This window comes from Pseudomonadaceae bacterium SI-3, assembly GCA_004010935.1.
In the GTDB taxonomy this organism is placed as follows: Bacteria; Pseudomonadota; Gammaproteobacteria; order Pseudomonadales; family Pseudomonadaceae; genus Stutzerimonas.
Genome location: CP026511.1, coordinates 246,717 through 266,439 on the forward strand (window position 1 = coordinate 246,717; position 19,723 = coordinate 266,439).

Genomic DNA, 19,723 nt, shown 5'->3' on the forward strand with positions numbered 1-19,723 from the left:
AGGCGCTGTAGGGCCGGCTCTATTCAGCCATGGGCGCGGTCGGGGAGGGCTGCTCGACGCCTGCCGGTTCGTTGCGCTCAGGAAGCAAAGCAAGCGCGCAATAAAAAGCCCCGCCAGTGCGGCGGGGCTTTTATCAAACGACTCTGTGCGTAGCAGAGTCGCGTCAAACCTCAACTCAGGCGTTCTGGCGGATACCGGCCACCAGCCAAGGCTGGTTCTCGCCCTGTGCACGCTCCATGCGCCAGCTCTCGCTGAACGGCTCGCCCTGGTCGAAGCGTGAGTTCTTCGACACGCCTACGAAGGTCAGGGTGGCGACGGTCTTGTCGGCCTGATCATCGACGCCATCGAGCTGAATCTGCAGGTCGTCAACGTAGGTGGATTGATAGGCATCGCCGATCTCGGCACGTTCGCGCTGGAGGAATTCGAACAGCTGCGGCGTGACGAACTCGCTGATCTTGTCCATCTCGTTGGCATCCCAGTGCTGCTGCAGCGAGATGAAATGTTCGCGGGCGGCTGCCACGAAGTTCTGCTCGTTGAACCAGGCCGGTGCAATGATCACCGGTGCGGCAGCCGGACGTGCAGCGCTAGCGCCGCCGAAAATCGATTGCTGGGCAGGCATTTCGCGCTGCATCGGTGCGTTTCCGTGTCCAGCCATGACCGGTTGCTGCTGGCGACGACGCGCCGCAAGGAATCGGAACAACAGGAAGGCGATGCCGCCGAAGATCAGGATGTCCATGAACTGGATGCCTTCGAAGCCATCTCCCATGAACATCGAAGCCAACAGGCCACCTGCGGCGAGACCGGCCAGCGGGCCGAGCCAACGCGACGCGCCACTGGCAGCTGCGGGAGTTTGACGGCCAGCCTGGTTGGGCGCCGCCTGAGTTTGTTGGGGTGCCTGGCGAGTCTGATGGCTGGGCGCCGAGCCGAAGCTCTTGCCGCCGCCGAAACGCTTGGCGTGGACGTCAAGGCTGAAGGTCAGGCTGATACACAGCGCCATGAATATGCTGAGCACACGTTGCATTTGGTATTCCTGAGTAATGAACAAACTGAGCGGATGGTGCACGGCCCGGCGCGGGCGCGCCAGTTGTAGAGTGTTTCGGGCTTTTGCTTCGTTGCGCTTGTCGGCTCACCGACAAGCGCAACGGATCGTCTGACTCAACGCCAGTTGTACAGCTCTTTCTCGGAGATTTCGTGCATCGGCTTGACCTGCGCCTGGAACGCCTTCATCGAGGCCCAGATGCGGCCATTCAGTTCGCTTTGTGCGGCCAGTTCGCCGAGGACAACGTCGGACTGCTCGCGCATGGCGTTCAGCACCTCGTCAGGGAAGCGCTTGAGTTGCGTACCTTGTTGCTTGAGCTGCTCGAGCGCCATGGCGTTGTTATAAACGTAATCGTCGATCATGTCGCGGCTGGCGGCACCGGCGGCCTCGGTGAGGATGGCGCGCAAGTCGTCCGGCAGGGTGTCGAGCGCCTTCTGGTTGATCAACAGCTCCAGCACAGCCTGGGGTTCCTGCCAGCCGGGGTAGTAGTAGTACTTGGCGGCCTTGTGCAGACCAAAGGCGAGGTCGTTGTACGGGCTGACCCAGTCGGTGGCATCGATCGCGCCGGTTTGTAGCGCGGTGAACACTTCGCCGCCAGGCATGTTGACGGTGGTCGCGCCGAGACGGGTCAGCACTTCGCCGCCCAGGCCTGGGGTGCGGATCTTCAGGCCCTGCAGGTCCTGCAGCGAGTTGATTTCCTTGTTGAACCAACCGCCCATCTGCATGCCGGTGTTACCCACGACCATCGGCTTGACGCCGTAGGGTGCGTAGGCTTCGTCCCAGAACGCCTGGCCGCCGCCGCGGGTCAGCCAGGCGTTCATTTCGCTGGTCGACAGGCCGAACGGCACCGAGGTGAAGAACTGCGCAGTGGGCACCTTGCCCTTCCAGTAGTAGGCCGCGCCATGGCCTAGCTCGGCGGTACCGCGCGAGACGGCATCAAACACTTCGAGGGCGGGAACCAGCTCACCTGCGGCATAAACCTTGATGGTCAGGCGACCATCGCTCATGGCCTCGACCCTATCGGCCAGACGCTGGGCGGCAGTGCCCAGGCCCGGGTAGTTCTTCGGCCAGGCGGTGACCATTTTCCAGTTGTAGGTCTCGGGTGCTTCGCTGGCGGCGGCCTTCGGCTCGGCGGAGGGTTCGACTTTCTTTTCGTCGTTGCAGCCTGCGAGGCTGAGGGAGGCAAGCAGGGCAGCGGCGGCACCAAACAAGTGACGGCGTTTCATGAATGGCTATTTCCTTTGGCGAATTTTATTAGTATCGGTATAGGTTGACGTAAACGTCATAGCGGTTCCAGTTTGGCATAACTGAGCATCAACCACTTGCTTCCTTCACTTTCGAAATTCACCTGCACCCGCGCCTGGGCGCCGGAGCCTTCGAAGTTGAGGATGGTGCCTTCGCCAAACAGCGAATGGCGGACGCGCTGACCGAGGTTGAACGGGGTATCCGGCACATTGGCGCCGTCGAACAGCGAGCCGCCACCCATGCCACGTGTGTTGAAGCTGCGGCTGACGGTATTGCTCAGACGGACTTCGCTGATCAACGCCGGCGGCAATTCGCGGATGAAGCGCGAGATTTTATTGTAGGTCTCGCTCCCGTAGAGCCGACGGGTTTCTGCGTAGGTGACGATCAGCTGCTGCATGGCGCGGGTGATGCCGACGTAGGCCAGGCGGCGCTCCTCTTCCAAGCGGCCCGGTTCTTCCAGGCTCATCTTGTGCGGGAACAGGCCTTCTTCCATGCCGACCAGGAACACCAACGGAAACTCCAGGCCCTTGGCGCTGTGCAGGGTCATCAGCTGCACGCTGTCTTCGTGGTCGCCGGCCTGCTGTTCACCGGCTTCCAGCGAGGCGTGATCAAGGAAGGCGGCGAGCGGTGTCTGCTCGTCTTCCTGGTCTTCGCTGTAGTTGTCGAAGGCGCGCGCGGCGGAGACCAGTTCCTCTAGGTTTTCCACCCGTGCCTGGGCTTTCTCACCTTTCTCGTCACGGTGGTACGCCAGCAGGCCGGACTGTTCGATGACCAGCTGCGCCATGCTGTGCAGCTGCATGCCCTCGACCTTCAGCGCGAGGGTGTCGATCAGCTCGACGAAGCCGTTCAGCGCGCTCGCCGCGCGGCCCGACACCACCTTGGTGCCGACCGCCTGATGCAGCGCGGCCCACATCGAGCTTTCCTGCTGCCGGGCCAGCTGGCGAAGGCATTCGACAGTCTTCTCGCCGATGCCACGGGCCGGCACGTTGATTACCCGCTCCAGCGCCGCATCGTTGTCCCGTGCCTGAATCAGGCGCAGGTAGGCCATGGCGTTCTTGATCTCGGCGCGCTCGAAGAAGCGCTGGCCGCCATAGATGCGGTAGGGGATGCGTTCACGCAGCAAGGCTTCTTCGAGTACCCGCGACTGGGCGTTGGAGCGATAGAGGATGGCGATCTCGCTGCGGCTCATGCCGTCGCGGATCGCTTTCTCGATGCTCTCGACCACGTAGCGCGCTTCGTCGTGCTCGTTGAACGCGGCATACAGGCTGATCGGCTCGCCTTCGCAGCCTTCGGTCCACAGTTCCTTGCCCAGACGGCCCTGGTTGTTGGCGATCAGCGCGTTGGCGGCCTTGAGGATGCAGGCGGTGGAGCGGTAGTTCTGTTCCAGGCGGATGGTTACGGCGTCCTGGAAGTCTTCGCTGAACTGGTGCAGGTTTTCGACCCGTGCGCCGCGCCAGCCGTAGATCGACTGGTCATCGTCGCCGACCACCATCAGGCTGTCGCCGCCCTTTGCCAGCAAACGCAACCAGGCGTACTGAACGGCGTTGGTGTCCTGGAACTCGTCCACCAGAATGTGGCGGAAGCGGCGCTGGTAATGATCGAGCAGGCCCGGGTTGTCGCGCCACAGGTCCAGCGCGCGCAACAGCAGCTCGGAAAAATCGATGACGCCGGCGCGGGCGCAGGCTTCTTCGTAGGCCTGGTAGATGCTCAGCATCGTCGCCAGAAACAGGTCACCGCTGGGCTGGATGTGCTTGGGCCGCAGACCTTCGTCCTTCTGCCCGTTGATCCACCACTGGGCCTGGCGAGCCGGCCAGCGCTGCTCGTCGAGACCGAGCTCGCGGATCACACGCTTGACCAGGCGTTGCTGGTCGTCCGAGTCGAGGATCTGGAAGTTCTGCGCCAGCTTCGCTTCCTGCCAGTGAGCACGCAGCAAGCGGTGCGCAAGGCCGTGGAAGGTGCCGACCCACATGCCCTGCGGGTTGACCTTCATCAGCTGCTCGATGCGCTGGCGCATCTCGGCCGCAGCCTTGTTGGTAAAGGTAACTGAAAGGATCGAGTGCAAAGATGCGCGCTCGACCTGGTGCAGCCAGGCGATGCGGTGCACCAATACGCGGGTCTTGCCCGAGCCGGCACCAGCGAGGACTAATTGACGACCCAGCGGCGCGGCCACGGCCTGGCGCTGGGCATCGTTGAGGGAGTTCAGGAGGAGAGAGAGATCGTCATGCATGGGCGCCATTCTAGCCGGAAATCCGGCCGACCCGCTCGTGCAACGGACGGGCGCCAGTCAAGCCATGGGCAGACAAAGGGCTTAGCTGGGAGAGGACAGAAACCGCGCCGGGAGCCGGGGCGGGTTGTGGTCATCGACCTGTTGAAAATCCATCTGATCGATACCAGCGTATCGTCATCCACGGTCTTTGGTCGGAGAGACGATGACCAGACGCTAGCGTCGTGCCATTATCGAGGCGTGCTAAATGCACGCCTACCGCTCCAGACATCCATTACAAGAACAACCCGATGACCGATTCCGCACAAGCCAATCCGTCGGCGTCAATGGCCATGGAGGACCACGCCGCTTTCAACCTTGCAGAGATGGATCAGCGGGCCGAGCGCACGCGGCTGCTCTATGAGGGCTCGCGGCTCGCACTGCTGCTGATGATCATCACCAGCCTGGTATTCCCCGCCGTACTCTGGGCGGAAGGACCGAAGCTGCAATTGGCGATTTGGTCAGGTGTGACCTTTGCACTCGCCGTCCTGAGGCTGCAGCAGACGCGCAGCTTCGCCAAGGCCAGCGCCGAGGAGCAGCAGCATCCCCGCTGGTATCGATCCTTCCTGATGGCCAGTGTCGCCAGCGCGGTGACCCTGGACTACGCGATCATCGAGCTGGCCCTAGACGGGCCGTTCCTGCAACAAACGGTACTGCTCGGTTCGCTTGCCTCGGTGTTTTTTGCAGGCTGCGTGGCCTGCGGCGTATCGCTCCGCGCGTTCGCCGCCTTTGCCATTCCCGGGCTGCTTCCCGCTGCGGCGGTGCTGTTAGGCAGCGGCGAGCCCCATCTGCAGGGTTGGGGGGTGCTGGCGGCAATCGTGCTGCTGACGCTGAGCATGATTGCCTGGCAAATGAACCGACTGGTGACGGCCAGCCTGGCGCAACGTCTGCACAACCAGTTGCTGATTCGGCGATTGCAACGGATGCGCGGTGAAGCCACCGAGCTGAATGGCGAGCTTGCCCGGGAGGTCGAGCAGCGGCGCCATGCCGAGGGCCGGATGCAAGAGGCCTTCGACGGGCTCGAACGGCGAGTGATTGAGCGCACCGCCGCGCTGCGTGAAAGCGAGGCTCGCTTGAGCCTGGCGCTGGAAGCCAGTGAGCTGGGCATGTGGGACTGGGACATGGCCAACGGTGAGGTCCATCACTCAAGGATGGACGTGGTTTTTGGTGTCGGCCTGAGTGATCGACTGCTGCTGGCCGAGCAGCAGCGTCCCGAAGTGCATCCCGAAGACGGCCCGCGTGTACGCCAGGACATGATCGACCACCTGAAGGGCAAGACCGAAAGCTATGCCGTGCAATACCGGGCCATGCTCAACGACGGCAGTTCGATTTGGATCGAAGACCGCGGGCGTGTCACCGAGCGCGATGCTAACGGCCGGGCCTTACGCATGATCGGCACCCGGCGAGACATCAGCGAGAGCCATCGTCAGGCCGAACAATTGCGGTTAGCGGCCACGGTGTTCGAAGCGGCAGGTGAGGGCATGGCGATCATGGATCCTGAATTCCACCTGCTGGCAGTCAACCAGGCCTGCTGCACATTGTCCGGTTTCAGCCGAGAAGAACTGATCGGAAGAAGTGTCGCCCTGCTGGCGAGTTCCGAGGACAGCCGCCAGCAATATTCGGCTATTCGCGAAAGCCTGGCGCAGCACGGTATCTGGCAAGGCGAGCTGATCGAGACCCGCAAGAATGGCGAGGTCTACCCGCAATGGGCACAGATGCGAGTGGTGCACGACCGACACGGCAACATCACCAATGTGGTCGCGTTCGTTTCCGATCTCAGCGTCAGGCGTCAGGTCGAGGAACGTCTGCGTTACCTGACCCACTTCGACGAACTCACCGGGTTGGCCAATCGCAGCTTGCTCAAGGAGCGTCTGCACAGCGCCTGCGAGCGTAGCCGTTGCAGCAATCGCGGGCTGGCGGTTTTGTATATCGATCTGGACCGTTTCAAGACGCTTAATGAAAGCCTTGGGCACGAGGCGGCTGATCAGCTGTTGCGTGAAGTTTCCCGCCGTCTGTCCCACACGCTGTCGGACGCCGACACCATTGCCCGTTTATCCGGTGACGAGTTCGTGGTGGTGCTCGAAGGTTACGGCAGCCTTGCCAGCCTGGCGCACAGCGGCAGCCGCTTGCTGTCGCGCATCAGCAAACCCATTCGGCTCGACGATCAGGAACTGGTCATCACCGCGTCCATCGGCGTCAGCCTGATGCCAGACAACTCGCGCGAGGCGACCTCGCTGCTGTTGCAGGCGAACATGGCCATGCAACATGCCAAACATCTTGGCGGCAACACCCTGCAGTTCTTCACCGAGCGCTTGCAGGTGTCGAGCCTGGAAAATCTCAAGCTGGAGAACCAACTCCGTCGCGCACTCGAGGAAGGCCAGCTGGAAGTCTTCTATCAACCGCGACTGAACGTGGCGGAAGACAGCCTGGATGCGGCCGAAGCACTGGTGCGCTGGCGGCATCCGCAGAAAGGCCTTATTGCGCCAGGCTTTTTCATTCCCCTAGCCGAGGAAACCGGGCTGATCATCCCGCTGGGTGAGTTTGTTCTGCGCGAAGCCTGCCGGCAGGCGCGTCAATGGCAACTCGATGGACTGGCCGCCATTCGGGTGTCGGTGAACCTGTCCGTCAAACAGTTGCGCCAGGGCAATTTCGTCAGCCTGGTGCGACAGGTACTGGAAGAGACTGGGTTGCCCGCCGACCGGCTCGAGCTGGAACTGACCGAAAGTCAGCTGCTCGATGACATCGACAACGCGATCAACATCAGCCGCCAGTTACGCGCGCTGGGTGTGAAGCTGGCAATCGATGACTTCGGCACCGGCTATTCCTCGCTCAGCTACCTCAAGCGCTTCCCGGTGGACTACGTGAAGATCGATCGCTCGTTCATTTCCGAACTGGATCAGGTCGGAGAAGATTCAGCCATCGTCCGGGCCATCATCGCCATGGTCCATAGCCTGGAGCTGAAGGTCGTCGCCGAGGGCGTCGAAACCCAGGCACAGGCGGACTTCCTCAAAGCTCACGGCTGCGACGAAATGCAGGGTTACCTGATCAGCCGCCCGGTGCCGGCTGACGAGTTCGTGAAGCTATTGGTCTGAGGACTGCTTCGTAGGGTGGGCTTCAGCCCACCAGCGGTTAGGGTGGCGTAGCCCAAGCGGTGGGCTGAAGCCCACCCTACAAGGATCTAGCTGTTAGCCGCGGGTGGTGGTGCCTTCCAGTTCGCGCATCAGCAATGCATGCTGAAGGTCGACATGCTCCGGCACCGGCAGGTGGAGTACGTGACCGTCTCCGGGCGCCACATCGACACGCTCGCCGCGCTTGTTTTCCAGTGCCTCCAGGCGGAAATTCAGGTTGCCCTGCGGGGTCATCAACTCCAGGCGGTCGCCAACGGCGAAGCGGTTCTTGACGATCACTTCGGCCAGCCCGTTGCGCCGTTCGCCGGTCATCTCCCCGACGAACTGCTGGCGCTCCGACAGCGAAAAGCCTCGCTCATAATTCTGGTATTCGTCATGCACGTGGCGACGCAGGAAGCCTTCGGTGTAGCCGCGGTGCGCGAGCGATTCCAAGGTGTCCATCAGTGACTTGTCGAAAGGTCTGCCTGCGACCGCATCGTCGATTGCCTTGCGATAGACCTGGGCGGTGCGCGCCACGTAATAGTGGGATTTGGTCCGGCCTTCGATCTTCAGCGAATGCACGCCCATCTGCACCAGCCGCTCGACATGCTGGACGGCGCGCAAGTCCTTGGAATTCATGATGTAGGTGCCGTGCTCGTCCTCGAATGCTTCCATCATTTCGCCAGGACGGCTGCTGTCTTCGAGCAGGAAGACCTGATCGGTCGGCGCGCCGGCACCCAGAGTCGGCTGGATGGCGCCTGCTCCAAGCTGCTGCACGGGGATCGGCTGATACTGCTGGACGATATTGCCCAGCTCGTCTTCCTTGCCTTCGTGCGCCTTGTATTCCCAGCGGCAGGCGTTGGTGCAGGAACCCTGGTTGGGGTCGCGCTTGTTGATGTAGCCGGAGAGCAGGCAGCGCCCGGAATAGGCCATGCACAGCGCGCCGTGAACGAAGACCTCCAGCTCCATGCCCGGCACCTTTTCACGGATCTCGCCGATCTCTTCCAGCGACAGCTCGCGCGAGAGGATGGCGCGGGTGAGGCCCTGCTTGCGCCAGAACTCGACGCTGGCCCAGTTCACCGCGTTGGCCTGTACCGACAGGTGAATGGTCATCTCGGGGAAGTGCTGGCGAACCAGCATGATCAGACCGGGATCGGACATGATCAGCGCATCCGGCCCCATGGCGACCACCGGCTCGAGATCCTTGATGAAGGTGCGCAGCTTGGCGTTGTGCGGCGCGATGTTGACCACCACATAGAACTGCTTGCCCTGGGCATGCGCCTCGTCGATCCCCAGACGCAGGTTGGCGTGGTCGAATTCGTTGTTGCGCACGCGCAGGCTGTAGCGCGGCTGTCCCGCATAGACCGCGTCGGCGCCGTAGGCAAAGGCGTAGCGCATGGATTTGAGGGTGCCCGCGGGGGACAGCAGTTCGGTGCGAGGGTGGGTCATGGTGCGGTGGCTCTGTATACCAGCAGAAAGTGTGCGGATTCTACTGAGTTGGCCGGCGCTTTTCGCCCCGTCAGATCAAGCCGATGGAGAACTCCTGAGGCTGACCCCAGTCACTCATAGACAGGGCTTGAGTCGAGCGTACCGAGTTCCGATGCAAGCCAACCCGTTATCAGCCGGAGGCCCATCGTGAGCAAACACCCCGTCGATGCCAGAGGTAGTCTGATCGCGGCGAGCTTTTTCGGGATTGGTTTGATGGCCGCCATCGACGAGATCGTCTTTCACCAGATACTCGCCTGGCACCATTTCTTCGACCGATCCACACAAACCGTCGGGCTGATATCGGACGGTCTGTTGCATTCAGCCGAGCTGCTGATGCTGGCCGCCGGCTTTTACCTGTTCGTGCAGCTGAGCAGCCGCCGCGCGGTGTCGCGCTTGCACGCCTGGGCCGGTTTGTTTCTTGGCGCAGGTGGCTTTCAGCTGTTCGATGGGATCGTCGATCACAAGATTCTGCGGCTGCATCAGGTGCGCTACGTGGACAATCTTCTGCTCTACGACTTGGCGTGGAATGCCTTTGGCGCGCTGCTGCTGGCGATAGGCTTCATGATCTGGCGAACAGCTCGGTCATCCCTTGCGTCGTTGCAAGGGGGCCGGTAGCCGGTGGCCCACGATACTCATCTGCTCACCCTGGCTGGCACCTCGCTGCTGGTCTTGCTGACGCTGGCTCTCTGGTTTGCTTATGTTCTCGGTGTGCGCGCGCAACGGCGGCGTCGAAAGACTTGGCATTGCTGGCGCACCGTCAGTTTCAGTCTGGGGTGCGGGCTTCTGGTGGCCGCGTTTTCGCCTTTTATGGTCGAGTGGGGCCATGCAGACCTGCGCGGGCACATGGCGCAGCATCTTCTGCTCGGCATGTTCGCGCCCATTGCGATGATGCTCGGCGCGCCGGGCACGCTGCTGTTGCGCAATGTGCCGGTCGTGACCGCCCGACGGATTACCGAGTTTGCGGGCAGCGTGCCGGTGCGCTGCCTGAGCCATCCGGTGACCGCACTGATGTTGAATGTCGGCGCGCTGTATATCCTCTATCTCACGCCGCTGTACCAGCTGAGCTTCAGCGAACCCGTCCTCCATGTATGGTTGCACCTGCACTTCGTACTGGCAGGCTATCTTTTCAGCTGGTCGATTGCCGGACCGGACCCCGCGCCGCATCGTCCCGGCATGTGGTTGCGGCTGATCGTATTGTTCGTGGCGATTGCCGCTCATGCCGTGCTGGGCAAACTCATGTATGCCTACGGCTTTCCGCGCGACGCCGGCCACGACCTGGCGGAAATCGAAGCGGCTGCACAATTGATGTATTACGGCGGCGATCTCGCCGAGCTGTTGCTGGCGGTGGTGTTTTTCGCCACCTGGTATCGGCGGCGCAAGCTGGCCGGGTCCGCCAGCGACGGCGGACGGCAAACCGCCGACCCTGGCTAGAGCCAAGGCCGGCGGTCAGGTTCAGCCGTAGCTTAGGCTGCGGCGATCACATCACCGTGGTTTTCCGGCTCGATCAGCGCGCGGTGCAGGGCCGCGACGGCGTCGTCGTAGTCTTCCTCGTTGACCACACACTGCATCTCAACCTGGCGGATCGACTGATGCACCGCCTGGATGCTGATGCCGGCACCGGCCAGCGCCGCGACGGTCTTGGCGAGGATGCCTTTGACCTTGAGGTCGGAGCCGATAGCCGAGACGATGGCGACGTTGTGCACGGTAACTTCCGCAGCCGGATACTTCTCCTCGATCAGTCGCGCGGCGCGGTTGATCAGCTTGCGCGAGCCCGACGCGTAGTAGGTGATGCTGTTGGCGTCGGAGTCCTTGTTCACCACGTAGAGGCGCAGCTGCTTGAGCAGCTTGCTGATCTCGATGTCGTAGCCGACGTCCCCGAGCATGTCCTGGTCGAACACCTCGATACCGAAGACGTCCTTGCGCCCGGCGATGATCTCGACGCAGGGCCGCTCGCTCTTGTAGTCCTGGCTGATGAGCGTACCGGCGTGCTCCGGCTCGAAGGCGTTCTTGATGCGCAGCTCGATGCCGGCGCGGCGCAGTGTCTTGGCGGCACGTGGGTGGATCGCCTCCATGCCCAAATTCGACAACTGGTCTGCCACGTCGTAGTTGGTACGACCGATGGTGACCACCTTGTCCGCTCCGACCAGGTTCGGGTCGGCGCTGGAGAGGTGGAATTCCTTGTGGATGATCGCTTCACGGGCGCCGGTAGCAGCGGCAATCTGAGCAAAGGTGATCTCGCTGTAGCCGCGGTCGAAGGTGTTCATCAGGCCTTCGCTGCAGTGCGTGTAGCCTGTGGCGACCACCAGTTCGCGGGACAGGTCCACATCTTCGAAGCTGTGGCGCACCATCTCATCGAAGGGCAGCGGTGCGTCGCGGTGCCAGCCGGTGAGGTCGACCATCTTCGCATTGATGCCGCGGTGCTTGAGCGCCAGCACGGAGTTGAAGGCGCTGTGCGCTTCACCGAGGGAGGCGAGCATCTCGCGCACCTTCATCAAGTGCTCGTCGAGCTGGAAATGGCCGTAGGCACAGAGGCGCTGCAGACTGCTCATGCACTCGCGGGCATCGTCGATGCGCGAGTTGATGAACTGGTTGGCGGCACGCAGCTCGAAGTCGCTGGCGAACAGCTCAGCGTTCTTGCCGAGCATGCGCTCGCGGACGATGTCCAGTGCATCGAGCCAGGCGCCCTCGTTGCGGGCGTCGGCGAAGCGTTGGTAGACGCCGGGTTCGCCAGTCTTCTTGTGTTCTAGCAGCAGGTTGGTCATGCCGCTGTAGGCCGAAACGACGAAGACGCGCTGATAGAGCTCGTCGCCTTCGCGTCCGCCGATAAAGATATTGTCCAGTAGCTCGTCGAAGCGGCTCATGGATGTGCCGCCGATTTTTTCTACGGTATGCATCGATTCAACTTCCCATCTTGGGGGTGAATTTTCATCCCTGGGCCGCCTCTCGGCCGCCAACAAAGAACAGGCCCGGTAGTCGGGCCTGATCGGGTACGTCAGAGATACTTTTGCTTCTGGATCTGCAGGGGCTCGAAATTCTCGCGTTCACCGACGAAGGCCGGACGTGGCGAGAGGCCGCAGAACGGCGCCTGCGCGGCATTATCTACATGGTTGTAGACATAGAACAGATTGCTGCGCGCGCTGGGTGTAATGTTGCTATTGGAGCCGTGCATGGTGTTGCAATCGAAGAACACCACACTGCCCGCCGGGCCCGTAGCGGTCTCGATGCCATAACGGTCCGCCAGCTGGGTCAGGCTGTCGTGATCCGGTACACCGAACTCCTGCTTGCGCAGGGACTTCTGGTAGTGGTTCTCCGGTGTCGCACCAACGCAGCGGATGTAGTGCTTGTGTGATCCAGGCACCAGCATCAGCGGGCCGTTGTGCGGCTCATTGTCGGTGAGCAGGATCGAGCAGCTCAGGGTGCGCATGCGTGGCAGGCCGTCTTCGACGTGCCAGGTTTCGAAATCGGAGTGCCAGTAGAACTCCTTGCCGGTGAAGCCGGGTTTGAAGTTCATCCGCGACTGGTGCACATAAATGTCACCACCGAGGATGAAGCTGGCGATAGCGGCAATGCGCTCGTCGCTGGCGACACGGGCAAACAATGGATTGTCGGCGTGGATGGCGAACACCGAGCGGATTGCGCCGCTGTCGGGTTCCTTGATGGTCTTGCCGGACTCGGCAACGGCCGGGTCCTGACGCATGCGGTCGAGTTCTTCGCAGAATACCGCGACTTCCTCGGCGCTGAACAGATTGGGGATGACCAGATAGCCGTCACGCTCGAAGCGTTCGATCATCTCTGGTGCGATCGGGGCGTTGGCCAGGTCACTGCGGTAGACGACCGGGTCCAGACGCTCTTGCCAGCTAGGTTCGTCGTGCTGGCGCGAAGGGTACAGGTCGGCTTGCACGGGGTTCACTTTAAACTCTCCTTGAAACGGGTGTCGCAGGGCGGGGTGCAGCCGCCCTGCGGAGTCGCATCAGACTACGGTTTCGGCCTCAAGCGGATACACACCGCTTTCGTCATGCACTTCTTTGCCGTTGAGTGGCGGGTTGAACACGCACGCCAACTTCATTTCCTCGCTGCCGCCACGGAGCAGGTGCTCGTCGTGCTTGTCGAGGATGTACAGCGTGCCGGGCTCGATCTTGTAGATCTTGCCGTCAGCGATGGTCTCGATCTCGCCATTGCCGCTCATGCAATAGACCGACTCCAGATGGTTCTGGTAGTGGATATGCGTCTCGGTGTTGGCGTAGATGGTGGTGATGTGGAACGAGAAGCCCATCTTGTCGTCCTTGAGCAGCATCCGCGTGCTGTCCCAGGTATCGGTCTTGATCTTGCGGTTGGACTGCTCGCATTCAGCCAGGGTACGTACGATCATTCTTCAATCCTCAAGAAGCTTGGTTGGCGGCTTGATCGGACATTACGGCGCCGAACGCCTTGTCCAGGATGCTCATGGCCTTGTCGATCTGCTCTTCGCTGATGATCAGCGGGCAGAGACACTTGACCACTTCACTGTGGGCGCCGCTGGTTTCGACGACCAGGCCGTTTTCGAAGGCATGGCGGCAAATCGCGGCGGCGGTGTCGCCGTCCGGGCAGCTGATGCCGATCATCATGCCGCGGCCTTTGACGAACAGTGAATCCGGGCCGTAGCGGCGAACGATCTTGTTCATGCCGTCGGCAATGCGCTTGCCCTTGGCCTTGACGCTATTGGCGAACTCGTCGTCTTTCCAGAAGTGTTCGATGGCAGCAGCAGCAGTGACGAACGCGTGGTTGTTACCGCGGAAGGTGCCGTTGTGCTCGCCCGGCTTCCACTGGTCCAGCTCCTTACGCAGCAGCACCATGGCGAATGGCAGGCCATAGCCCGACAGCGACTTGGACAGCGTGATCATGTCCGGCTTGATGCCCATCTCTTCAAAGCTGAAGAAGGTGCCGGTCCGGCCGCAACCGGCCTGGATGTCGTCGATGATCAACAGCATCTCGTGCTTGCGGCAGAGTTTTTCCAGCTTGCGGACCCACTCGGCCGAGGCGGCGTTGAGGCCGCCTTCGCCCTGAACCACTTCGACGATCACGGCAGCCGGCTTGTCGACACCGCTGGACGGGTCGGTCAGCAGCTTGTCCATCATCGCGATGGTGTTGACCTTGTCACCGAAATAGTTGGCGTAGGGCATGCGGCTGACATCGGTCAGCGGAACGCCGGCAGCGCCGCGGTGATGCTTGTTGCCGGTCGCGGCGAGCGCGCCGATGCTGCAGCCATGGAAGCCGTTGGTGAAGCTGATGATGTTGTTGCGGCCGGTCACCTTGCGCGCCAGCTTCAGCGCGGCTTCCACCGCGTTGGTGCCGGTCGGGCCGGTGAACTGCATGACGTAGTCCATGTTGCGCGGCTTGAGGATCAGGCGATCGAAGGTGGAGAGGAAGGTCTCCTTCGCTTCGGAATACATGTCCAGGCCGTGCGTGATGCCGTCGGCTTCGATGTAATCGAGCAGCGCCTGCTTGAGCACAGGATGGTTGTGGCCGTAGTTCAGCGTGCCAGCACCGGCGAGAAAGTCGATGTACGTCTTGCCTTCGCGGGTGGTGAGTTCAGCGCCGCGGGCTTGCTTGAAGACCACTGGAAAGGAGCGGCAGTAGCTGCGAACGCCAGATTCGTGCAGTTCGAAAGTTTTCATGCGTTTTCCTCTAGTTCTTCTTCTGAATTGGGTGCGGCGAACGGGCCGGCGCGGTAAAGCACTTCGTCTTCATGCTTGCCGGCAAAGTGTTCGGCGCGGGAGAACAGGGTGCGGGTGCTGTAGTCGACGCCCAGTTTGGCGAAGGCCTTTTTAAACAGCGCCTGGGATGCCCCGTTGTCCGGCGAGATGGTGGTTTCCAGGTTGGCGACGCCCTGCTCTCTGGCGACTCGTGCGACCAGTGCCATCAGCATGCGCAGCGCCAGGCCCTGACCGCGCATCGAAGCGTCGACTGCGACTTGCCAGACGAACAAAGTGTCTGGGCGAGCAGGGGGGCAGTAACCGGAAATGAAACCTACCAATTGGCCATCCGCGTCTGTGGCGGCAATGGAGGTGTCGGCGAAATCGGAGCATTGCAGGAGGTTGCAGTACGCCGAATTTGTGTCCAGAGGTTGGCAGCGTGCTACCAGCTCATGGAGGGGGAAACCGTCGCCGTCGGTTGGGCGACGGAGCGTTACGGTAGGAACACTCAAAACAAGACCTTTGGGGTTGCTGATTGAAATCCTTTTCTAGAATAAACACATCAAAAAATTAATCTCAACCTCAGTCGCCGATCATGGGCGGTGATTCGCCGCTGATATCTCCGAAGTTCGCCGTTTATCGCGAAAGTTGAACTTGCCGGTCAGTCGCCGTTACCGGGCTCGATCTGGAGTGTATATACAGCCAAATATGAGCGTCGGATTTGGCCCAGGTGCTGGGCGAATAGAGCGGCCCGTTTCGGGCGCGGCAGAAGAGTACGTCACAGTGCTTACGAAATTTGACAGAGCCCGCGCAAAACAAGGCGTTTAGCCGGTCGTGGCGATAGCGGTTTGGTTGTGGATAACTTGCACATTAGTCTGGCTAGAACTAGCCGAAGTTACGGCTGGATTAAGCCCGGCTCGACGGGCTAGAGCGAGCGAGTTCAGTCGCCGATATCATGCCTAGATATCGGCGATCTGCTCGGCGGAGATGGCGACTTCGTCGCGTTCTGTTAATTTTTTTTGTCAGCGCGACAAGTTGATGATGCTTGAAAGTTCAATCAATAGTTGCCAAGCACCCGGTTTGTTAGTTGCTGCTACTTGCGTTGGACTGCTCTAGCTCGGGGCTGGAAGCGACTTTGCAGGGCGGCCACTTGGATGCTTCGGCGGGCTTAGCGCCACCATCGCCGACCCTGATGCTCAATCAGTTGGTGTGCTTGCTCAGGACCGTCGGTTCCGGCCGGATAGGGTCTGGGCTTGCGGTAGTGACTCTGCCAGCCGCAGAGGATCGGATCGACCCAGTTCCAGGCCGCTTCGACCTCATCGCGGCGCATGAACAGTGTCGAGTCGCCTTCGATCACGTCCAGCAACAGCCGCTCGTACGCCTCCCAGCGGCGTGTGCTGCTGAATGCATGGGCCAGATTCAGATCTAGCTCGACGGGCTCCAGTTGCATCCCTTTACCGGGTGCCTTGGCCATGAGCTGCAGGCTGATGCTCTCCTCCGGCTGCAGGCGGATCACCAGGCGGTTGACCTCGCCTTTGGTGAACAGCATGTGCGGCACCTGTTTGAAGGTGATGATGATTTCCGAGCGCTTCTTCGCCATGCGCTTGCCGGTGCGCAGGTAGAAGGGCACGCCGGCCCAGCGCCAGTTATCGATTTCGGCCTTTACGGCGACGAAGGTTTCTGTGTCGCTGTCGTTATCCACGTCCTTTTCGAAGTAGTAAGCCTGCACATCATTGCCGCCGATCTGCCCGGCGACGTACTGCCCGCGCACGGTCTTGTCCTGCACGTCGTTACCGGTAATCGGCTTGAGGGCTTCCAGAATCTTGACCTTTTCGCCGCGTATCGATTTGGCATCGAAGCGCACCGGGGCTTCCATCGCCACCAGGCAGAGCAGTTGCAGTAGGTGATTCTGCAGCATGTCGCGCATGGCGCCGGCATGGTCGTAATAGCTGCCGCGCTCTTCAACGCCGAGGGTCTCGGCCACCGTGATCTGCACATGATCGATATGGCCGCTGCGCCAGATTGGCTCGAACAGCGCGTTGGCAAAACGCAGTGCCATGAGGTTCTGCACGGTTTCCTTGCCGAGGTAATGGTCGATCCGATAAATGCGCGATTCGGGAAAGACGTTACCGATGGCCTCGTTGATCTCGAGTGCTGATTCGAGGGAATGGCCGATGGGCTTCTCCAGGACGATGCGCGCGTCTTCTCCTGCAAGCCCTGCGCTCTCAAGGTTCGAGGCAATGGGCTCGAACAGGTTGGGCGCCGTCGCCAGGTAGTGCACCCGCACGCGGCCTTCGGCCTGGCCGAGGTGATGCGCGAGACGGACGTACTCACCCCTTTGAGCGGCGTCCATGGAGAAGTAGTCGAGGCGCTGGCTGAACGCATTCCAGATTTCAGCCTCGAAGTCCGTGCGCGCGATTTGCGCTCGGATATGTCGCTCGGCCAACGCGAGATAGGCGTTGCGATCAATATCCTGGCGCGCAATCGCCAGGATGCGGACATCATCATGCAGACGATGCTCACGGTGCAGGTAATAGAGTGCAGGGATGAGTTTGTGTAGCGCCAGGTCGCCGGTACCGCCAAATACCAGCATGTCGCAGGAAATGGACACAGCGTCACTCCTAGAAGGTGGACAGACTCGATAGGTGGGCGATACTGCGAGGCTTGTAGTATAACTACAAGCCCACTACAACCCAGCCGGCTTGACGGATGCGAGCGCACCCGCAGTGTTCGACCATTCTTGCCAGGTTTTGATCATAGCGAGACCGCCAAGTGAACCTGCTGCAACACATTGCCCAATCGAGAGGTTCGTTACGCAAGTCGGAGCTGAAAGTCGCCGACCATGTACTCCTCGATCCAGCTGCCGTGATGCACAGTTCCATGGCCGACCTGGCCCATGTGGTGGGGGTCAGTGAGCCGACCATCGTGCGCTTCTGCCGCGCCATCGGTTGTCTGGGGTTTCAGGACCTCAAATTGAAACTGGCGCAGAGCCTTGCTGCCGGCGCCAGCTTCGGCCAGTTCGCCATCAGCGAAAATGACTCGGTCACCGATTTCGCGCTGAAAATCTTCGACACCACCCTGCACACGCTGATGGAAGTGCGCGAGAAGCTCGACTCCGATGCGCTCGAGCGCGCAGTGGCGGCGATGGCCAAGGCCGAGCGAGTCGAGTTTTACGGCTTTGGCGCGTCCGGCGCGGTGGCGACCGATGCCCAGCACAAGTTCTTTCGCCTGCTGCTCAGCGCCGCGGCCTATTCCGACCCGCACATGCAGGCGATGTCGGCTGTCACCCTGAAGCCCACCGACGTGGCGATCTGCATTTCCCAGTCGGGCCGCTCCAAGGACTTGCTGATCACGGCGAATGTGGTCCGCGAATCCGGCGCCACGCTGATCACCCTCTGTCCGAGCCAGACCCCGCTCGCGGAACTGGCGACCATCAACCTGGCGATCGACGTGCAGGAAGACACCGAGATCTACACCCCGCTGACCTCGCGTATCGCGCATCTGGTGGTGATCGACGTGTTGGCGATGGGCGTCGCCATGGCGCGCGGTCCGAGCCTGGTCAATCACCTCAAGAGCGTGAAGCGCAGCTTGCGTAGCCTGCGTCTGTCGCCGAAATCGGTGAAGCCGCACGAAGATTGACGAACGCTTGAGCGGCGTTCATCGCTCCGTCATCTGCTTGTCCTCATAGCGTCACCCGGGGCTTCGATGCTGGGCTCTCCCGACACCTGTTCCGGAGACCGCGCATGTCCCAGCACCGTGAAGCCTACGTCAACCTCGATGCCCGTGCCCGCCGCAAGCAGCTGGACGAGCGCCGCATGCATTTCCGCCGTGCCATCGAAAGCTACGACGAGCAGCGCCAGCTGCATGCACAGCTGATGGAGTTCCCCGACCTGCTGATGGTCAGCCCGCTGCTTGAGGGTTTGCCTGTGAGCCGTCAAAGCGCGCAGCCAGGGCGATGATCTGCGCGCGTTCTTCGCGGATAAAAGTGAAGAACGCCTGAGCCACCGGGCTCAGCCGCTTGGCTCGCGGATGCACCACGCACCAGCTGCGGTACAGCGGTAGCTCCTCGACTGGCAGCTCTCGCAGCAGGCCGTGAGCCAGCTCCAAGTGGACTGCATGGCGTGGCATCAGCGCTACGCCGAGCCCTGCTACGACGCTCTCGCGTAGGGCATCCAGTGAGGCCACCTGGATCGTCTGAGCGAAATGCGCACGCTTCTGGCGCAGATAGTCTTCGCCTGCCTTGCGCGTGCCCGAGCCCGGCTCTCGGACCAGCAGTGGGTAGGCGGTCAGGTCCTGCAAGGTCAGGGCAGCTGCCTGGCTCAGTGGATGATCAGTCGGTGCGACCGCCACGATGGGGTTGTTCAGGAATGGCATGAATTCCAGATCCATGTCAGTTGGCACCTGCGACATGATCAGTAGATCGTCACGGCTGATCGACAGGCGTTTGACCGCTTGCGCATGGTTGACCACCACAAGTTCCAGGCTGACCTCTGGATGCTTGCGTTTGAAGGCCGCAAACAGGTGCGGCGTGATGTATTTGGCGCTCGACTCGACCGCCAGATTCAGCTGACCCTGTAGCGAGCCCTGCATGTCGGACAGCTGCATATCTAGGCTGTCCAGGCGCCCAAATATGTCGGTGCTGGCGCGCTGCAGCGCTTCGGCAGCGGCGGTCAGGTAGAGTTTTTTGCCCAGATACTCGAACAGCGGCTGGCCGATCAGCTCCTCGAGTTGGCGAATCTGCAAACTCACTGCTGGCTGGGTCAGCGCCATTTCCTCCGCTGCCCGGCTGTAGGAAAGGCTTTCGCATACCGCCCGGAACACCTGCAGCTGACGCAAGGTTATCCGCATCATGCTTTTGCGCATTGATTCCGCCGCTCCTGCCTAGATTCACTGCTTCTGGTGGTTGCAA

The 19,723-nt window shown here is 61.3% G+C and carries 16 protein-coding genes; 5 read left to right on the forward strand and 11 right to left on the reverse strand.

Annotated features, from left to right (window positions below; genetic code table 11):
• Positions 1–175: 175 nt before the first annotated feature.
• The 3 genes from C1896_01200 to C1896_01210 all read right to left on the reverse strand — a co-directional run bounded on the left by C1896_01200 (position 176) and on the right by C1896_01210 (position 4,511).
• Positions 176–1,021, reverse strand: a complete 846-nt coding sequence (locus tag C1896_01200) for a hypothetical protein (GenBank protein AZZ43660.1) — start codon at positions 1,019–1,021, stop codon at positions 176–178.
• 134 nt (positions 1,022–1,155) lie between these two features.
• Positions 1,156–2,265, reverse strand: a complete 1,110-nt coding sequence (locus C1896_01205; protein AZZ43661.1) for an ABC transporter substrate-binding protein — start codon at positions 2,263–2,265, stop codon at positions 1,156–1,158.
• 56 nt (positions 2,266–2,321) lie between these two features.
• A complete protein-coding gene (locus C1896_01210; GenBank protein ID AZZ47476.1) occupies positions 2,322–4,511 on the reverse strand; it encodes a DNA helicase II in 2,190 nt (729 codons plus the stop codon).
• A 287-nt stretch (positions 4,512–4,798) separates the two neighbouring features.
• On the opposite strand from C1896_01210, the gene C1896_01215 reads away from it, so the two are divergent.
• Complete coding sequence (locus C1896_01215; protein ID AZZ43662.1) at positions 4,799–7,639, forward strand: diguanylate cyclase; 2,841 nt, start codon at positions 4,799–4,801, stop codon at positions 7,637–7,639.
• A 93-nt stretch (positions 7,640–7,732) separates the two neighbouring features.
• Here C1896_01215 and C1896_01220 read toward each other — a convergent pair whose 3' ends face one another.
• The gene (locus tag C1896_01220; protein AZZ43663.1) at positions 7,733–9,103 is read right to left on the reverse strand and encodes a U32 family peptidase; all 1,371 of its coding nucleotides are present in this window, start codon (positions 9,101–9,103) and stop codon (positions 7,733–7,735) included.
• A 186-nt stretch (positions 9,104–9,289) separates the two neighbouring features.
• Here C1896_01220 and C1896_01225 point away from each other — a divergent pair, with 186 nt between their 5' ends.
• Together C1896_01225 and C1896_01230 are read left to right on the forward strand one after the other, a co-directional pair.
• Entirely contained in the window at positions 9,290–9,757 is a 468-nt protein-coding gene (locus C1896_01225; GenBank protein AZZ43664.1) for a DUF2243 domain-containing protein, read from the forward strand.
• A 3-nt stretch (positions 9,758–9,760) separates the two neighbouring features.
• On the forward strand, positions 9,761–10,573 hold the full coding sequence (locus tag C1896_01230; GenBank protein ID AZZ43665.1) for a cytochrome c oxidase assembly protein: 813 nt from the start codon (positions 9,761–9,763) through the stop codon (positions 10,571–10,573).
• A 32-nt stretch (positions 10,574–10,605) separates the two neighbouring features.
• Here C1896_01230 and C1896_01235 read toward each other — a convergent pair whose 3' ends face one another.
• The 6 genes from C1896_01235 to C1896_01260 form a co-directional block, all read right to left on the reverse strand.
• Complete coding sequence (locus C1896_01235) at positions 10,606–12,036, reverse strand: aspartate kinase (GenBank protein ID AZZ43666.1); 1,431 nt, start codon at positions 12,034–12,036, stop codon at positions 10,606–10,608.
• 98 nt (positions 12,037–12,134) lie between these two features.
• Entirely contained in the window at positions 12,135–13,043 is a 909-nt protein-coding gene (gene thpD, locus C1896_01240; protein ID AZZ47477.1) for an ectoine hydroxylase, read from the reverse strand.
• A gap of 69 nt (positions 13,044–13,112) precedes the next feature.
• Entirely contained in the window at positions 13,113–13,511 is a 399-nt protein-coding gene (locus C1896_01245; GenBank protein AZZ43667.1) for an ectoine synthase, read from the reverse strand.
• A 10-nt stretch (positions 13,512–13,521) separates the two neighbouring features.
• Positions 13,522–14,796, reverse strand: a complete 1,275-nt coding sequence (gene ectB / locus C1896_01250) for a diaminobutyrate--2-oxoglutarate transaminase (protein AZZ43668.1) — start codon at positions 14,794–14,796, stop codon at positions 13,522–13,524.
• Entirely contained in the window at positions 14,793–15,326 is a 534-nt protein-coding gene (ectA, locus tag C1896_01255; protein ID AZZ43669.1) for a diaminobutyrate acetyltransferase, read from the reverse strand. Before ectA ends, ectB begins: the two co-directional genes overlap by 4 nt.
• A 656-nt stretch (positions 15,327–15,982) precedes the next feature.
• The gene (locus C1896_01260) at positions 15,983–17,425 is read right to left on the reverse strand and encodes a glucose-6-phosphate dehydrogenase (GenBank protein AZZ43670.1); all 1,443 of its coding nucleotides are present in this window, start codon (positions 17,423–17,425) and stop codon (positions 15,983–15,985) included.
• A gap of 161 nt (positions 17,426–17,586) precedes the next feature.
• On the opposite strand from C1896_01260, the gene C1896_01265 reads away from it, so the two are divergent.
• Positions 17,587–18,453 carry a MurR/RpiR family transcriptional regulator gene (locus C1896_01265; protein ID AZZ43671.1) on the forward strand — a complete coding sequence of 289 codons (867 nt, stop codon included), beginning with the start codon at positions 17,587–17,589 and terminating at the stop codon, positions 18,451–18,453.
• Between the two features lie 104 nt (positions 18,454–18,557).
• A complete protein-coding gene (locus C1896_01270; GenBank protein ID AZZ43672.1) occupies positions 18,558–18,773 on the forward strand; it encodes a hypothetical protein in 216 nt (71 codons plus the stop codon).
• Here C1896_01270 and C1896_01275 read toward each other — a convergent pair.
• Entirely contained in the window at positions 18,715–19,677 is a 963-nt protein-coding gene (locus tag C1896_01275; protein AZZ43673.1) for a LysR family transcriptional regulator, read from the reverse strand. The two genes, C1896_01270 and C1896_01275, sit on opposite strands and share 59 nt — an antisense overlap.
• Positions 19,678–19,723: the final 46 nt, after the last annotated feature.

What these genes read in the sequence shown, in the direction of transcription:
- C1896_01200 (AZZ43660.1), bottom strand. Translation starts at nt 1,021, where the DNA reads ATGCAACGTGTGCTCAGCATATTCATGGCGCTGTGTATCAGCCTGACC.
- C1896_01205 (AZZ43661.1), bottom strand. Translation starts at nt 2,265, where the DNA reads ATGAAACGCCGTCACTTGTTTGGTGCCGCCGCTGCCCTGCTTGCCTCC.
- C1896_01210 (AZZ47476.1), bottom strand. Translation starts at nt 4,511, where the DNA reads ATGCATGACGATCTCTCTCTCCTCCTGAACTCCCTCAACGATGCCCAG.
- C1896_01215 (AZZ43662.1), top strand. Translation starts at nt 4,799, where the DNA reads ATGACCGATTCCGCACAAGCCAATCCGTCGGCGTCAATGGCCATGGAG.
- C1896_01220 (AZZ43663.1), bottom strand. Translation starts at nt 9,103, where the DNA reads ATGACCCACCCTCGCACCGAACTGCTGTCCCCCGCGGGCACCCTCAAA.
- C1896_01235 (AZZ43666.1), bottom strand. Translation starts at nt 12,036, where the DNA reads ATGCATACCGTAGAAAAAATCGGCGGCACATCCATGAGCCGCTTCGAC.
- C1896_01245 (AZZ43667.1), bottom strand. Translation starts at nt 13,511, where the DNA reads ATGATCGTACGTACCCTGGCTGAATGCGAGCAGTCCAACCGCAAGATC.
- ectB (AZZ43668.1), bottom strand. Translation starts at nt 14,796, where the DNA reads ATGAAAACTTTCGAACTGCACGAATCTGGCGTTCGCAGCTACTGCCGC.
- C1896_01270 (AZZ43672.1), top strand. Translation starts at nt 18,558, where the DNA reads ATGTCCCAGCACCGTGAAGCCTACGTCAACCTCGATGCCCGTGCCCGC.
- C1896_01275 (AZZ43673.1), bottom strand. Translation starts at nt 19,677, where the DNA reads ATGCGCAAAAGCATGATGCGGATAACCTTGCGTCAGCTGCAGGTGTTC.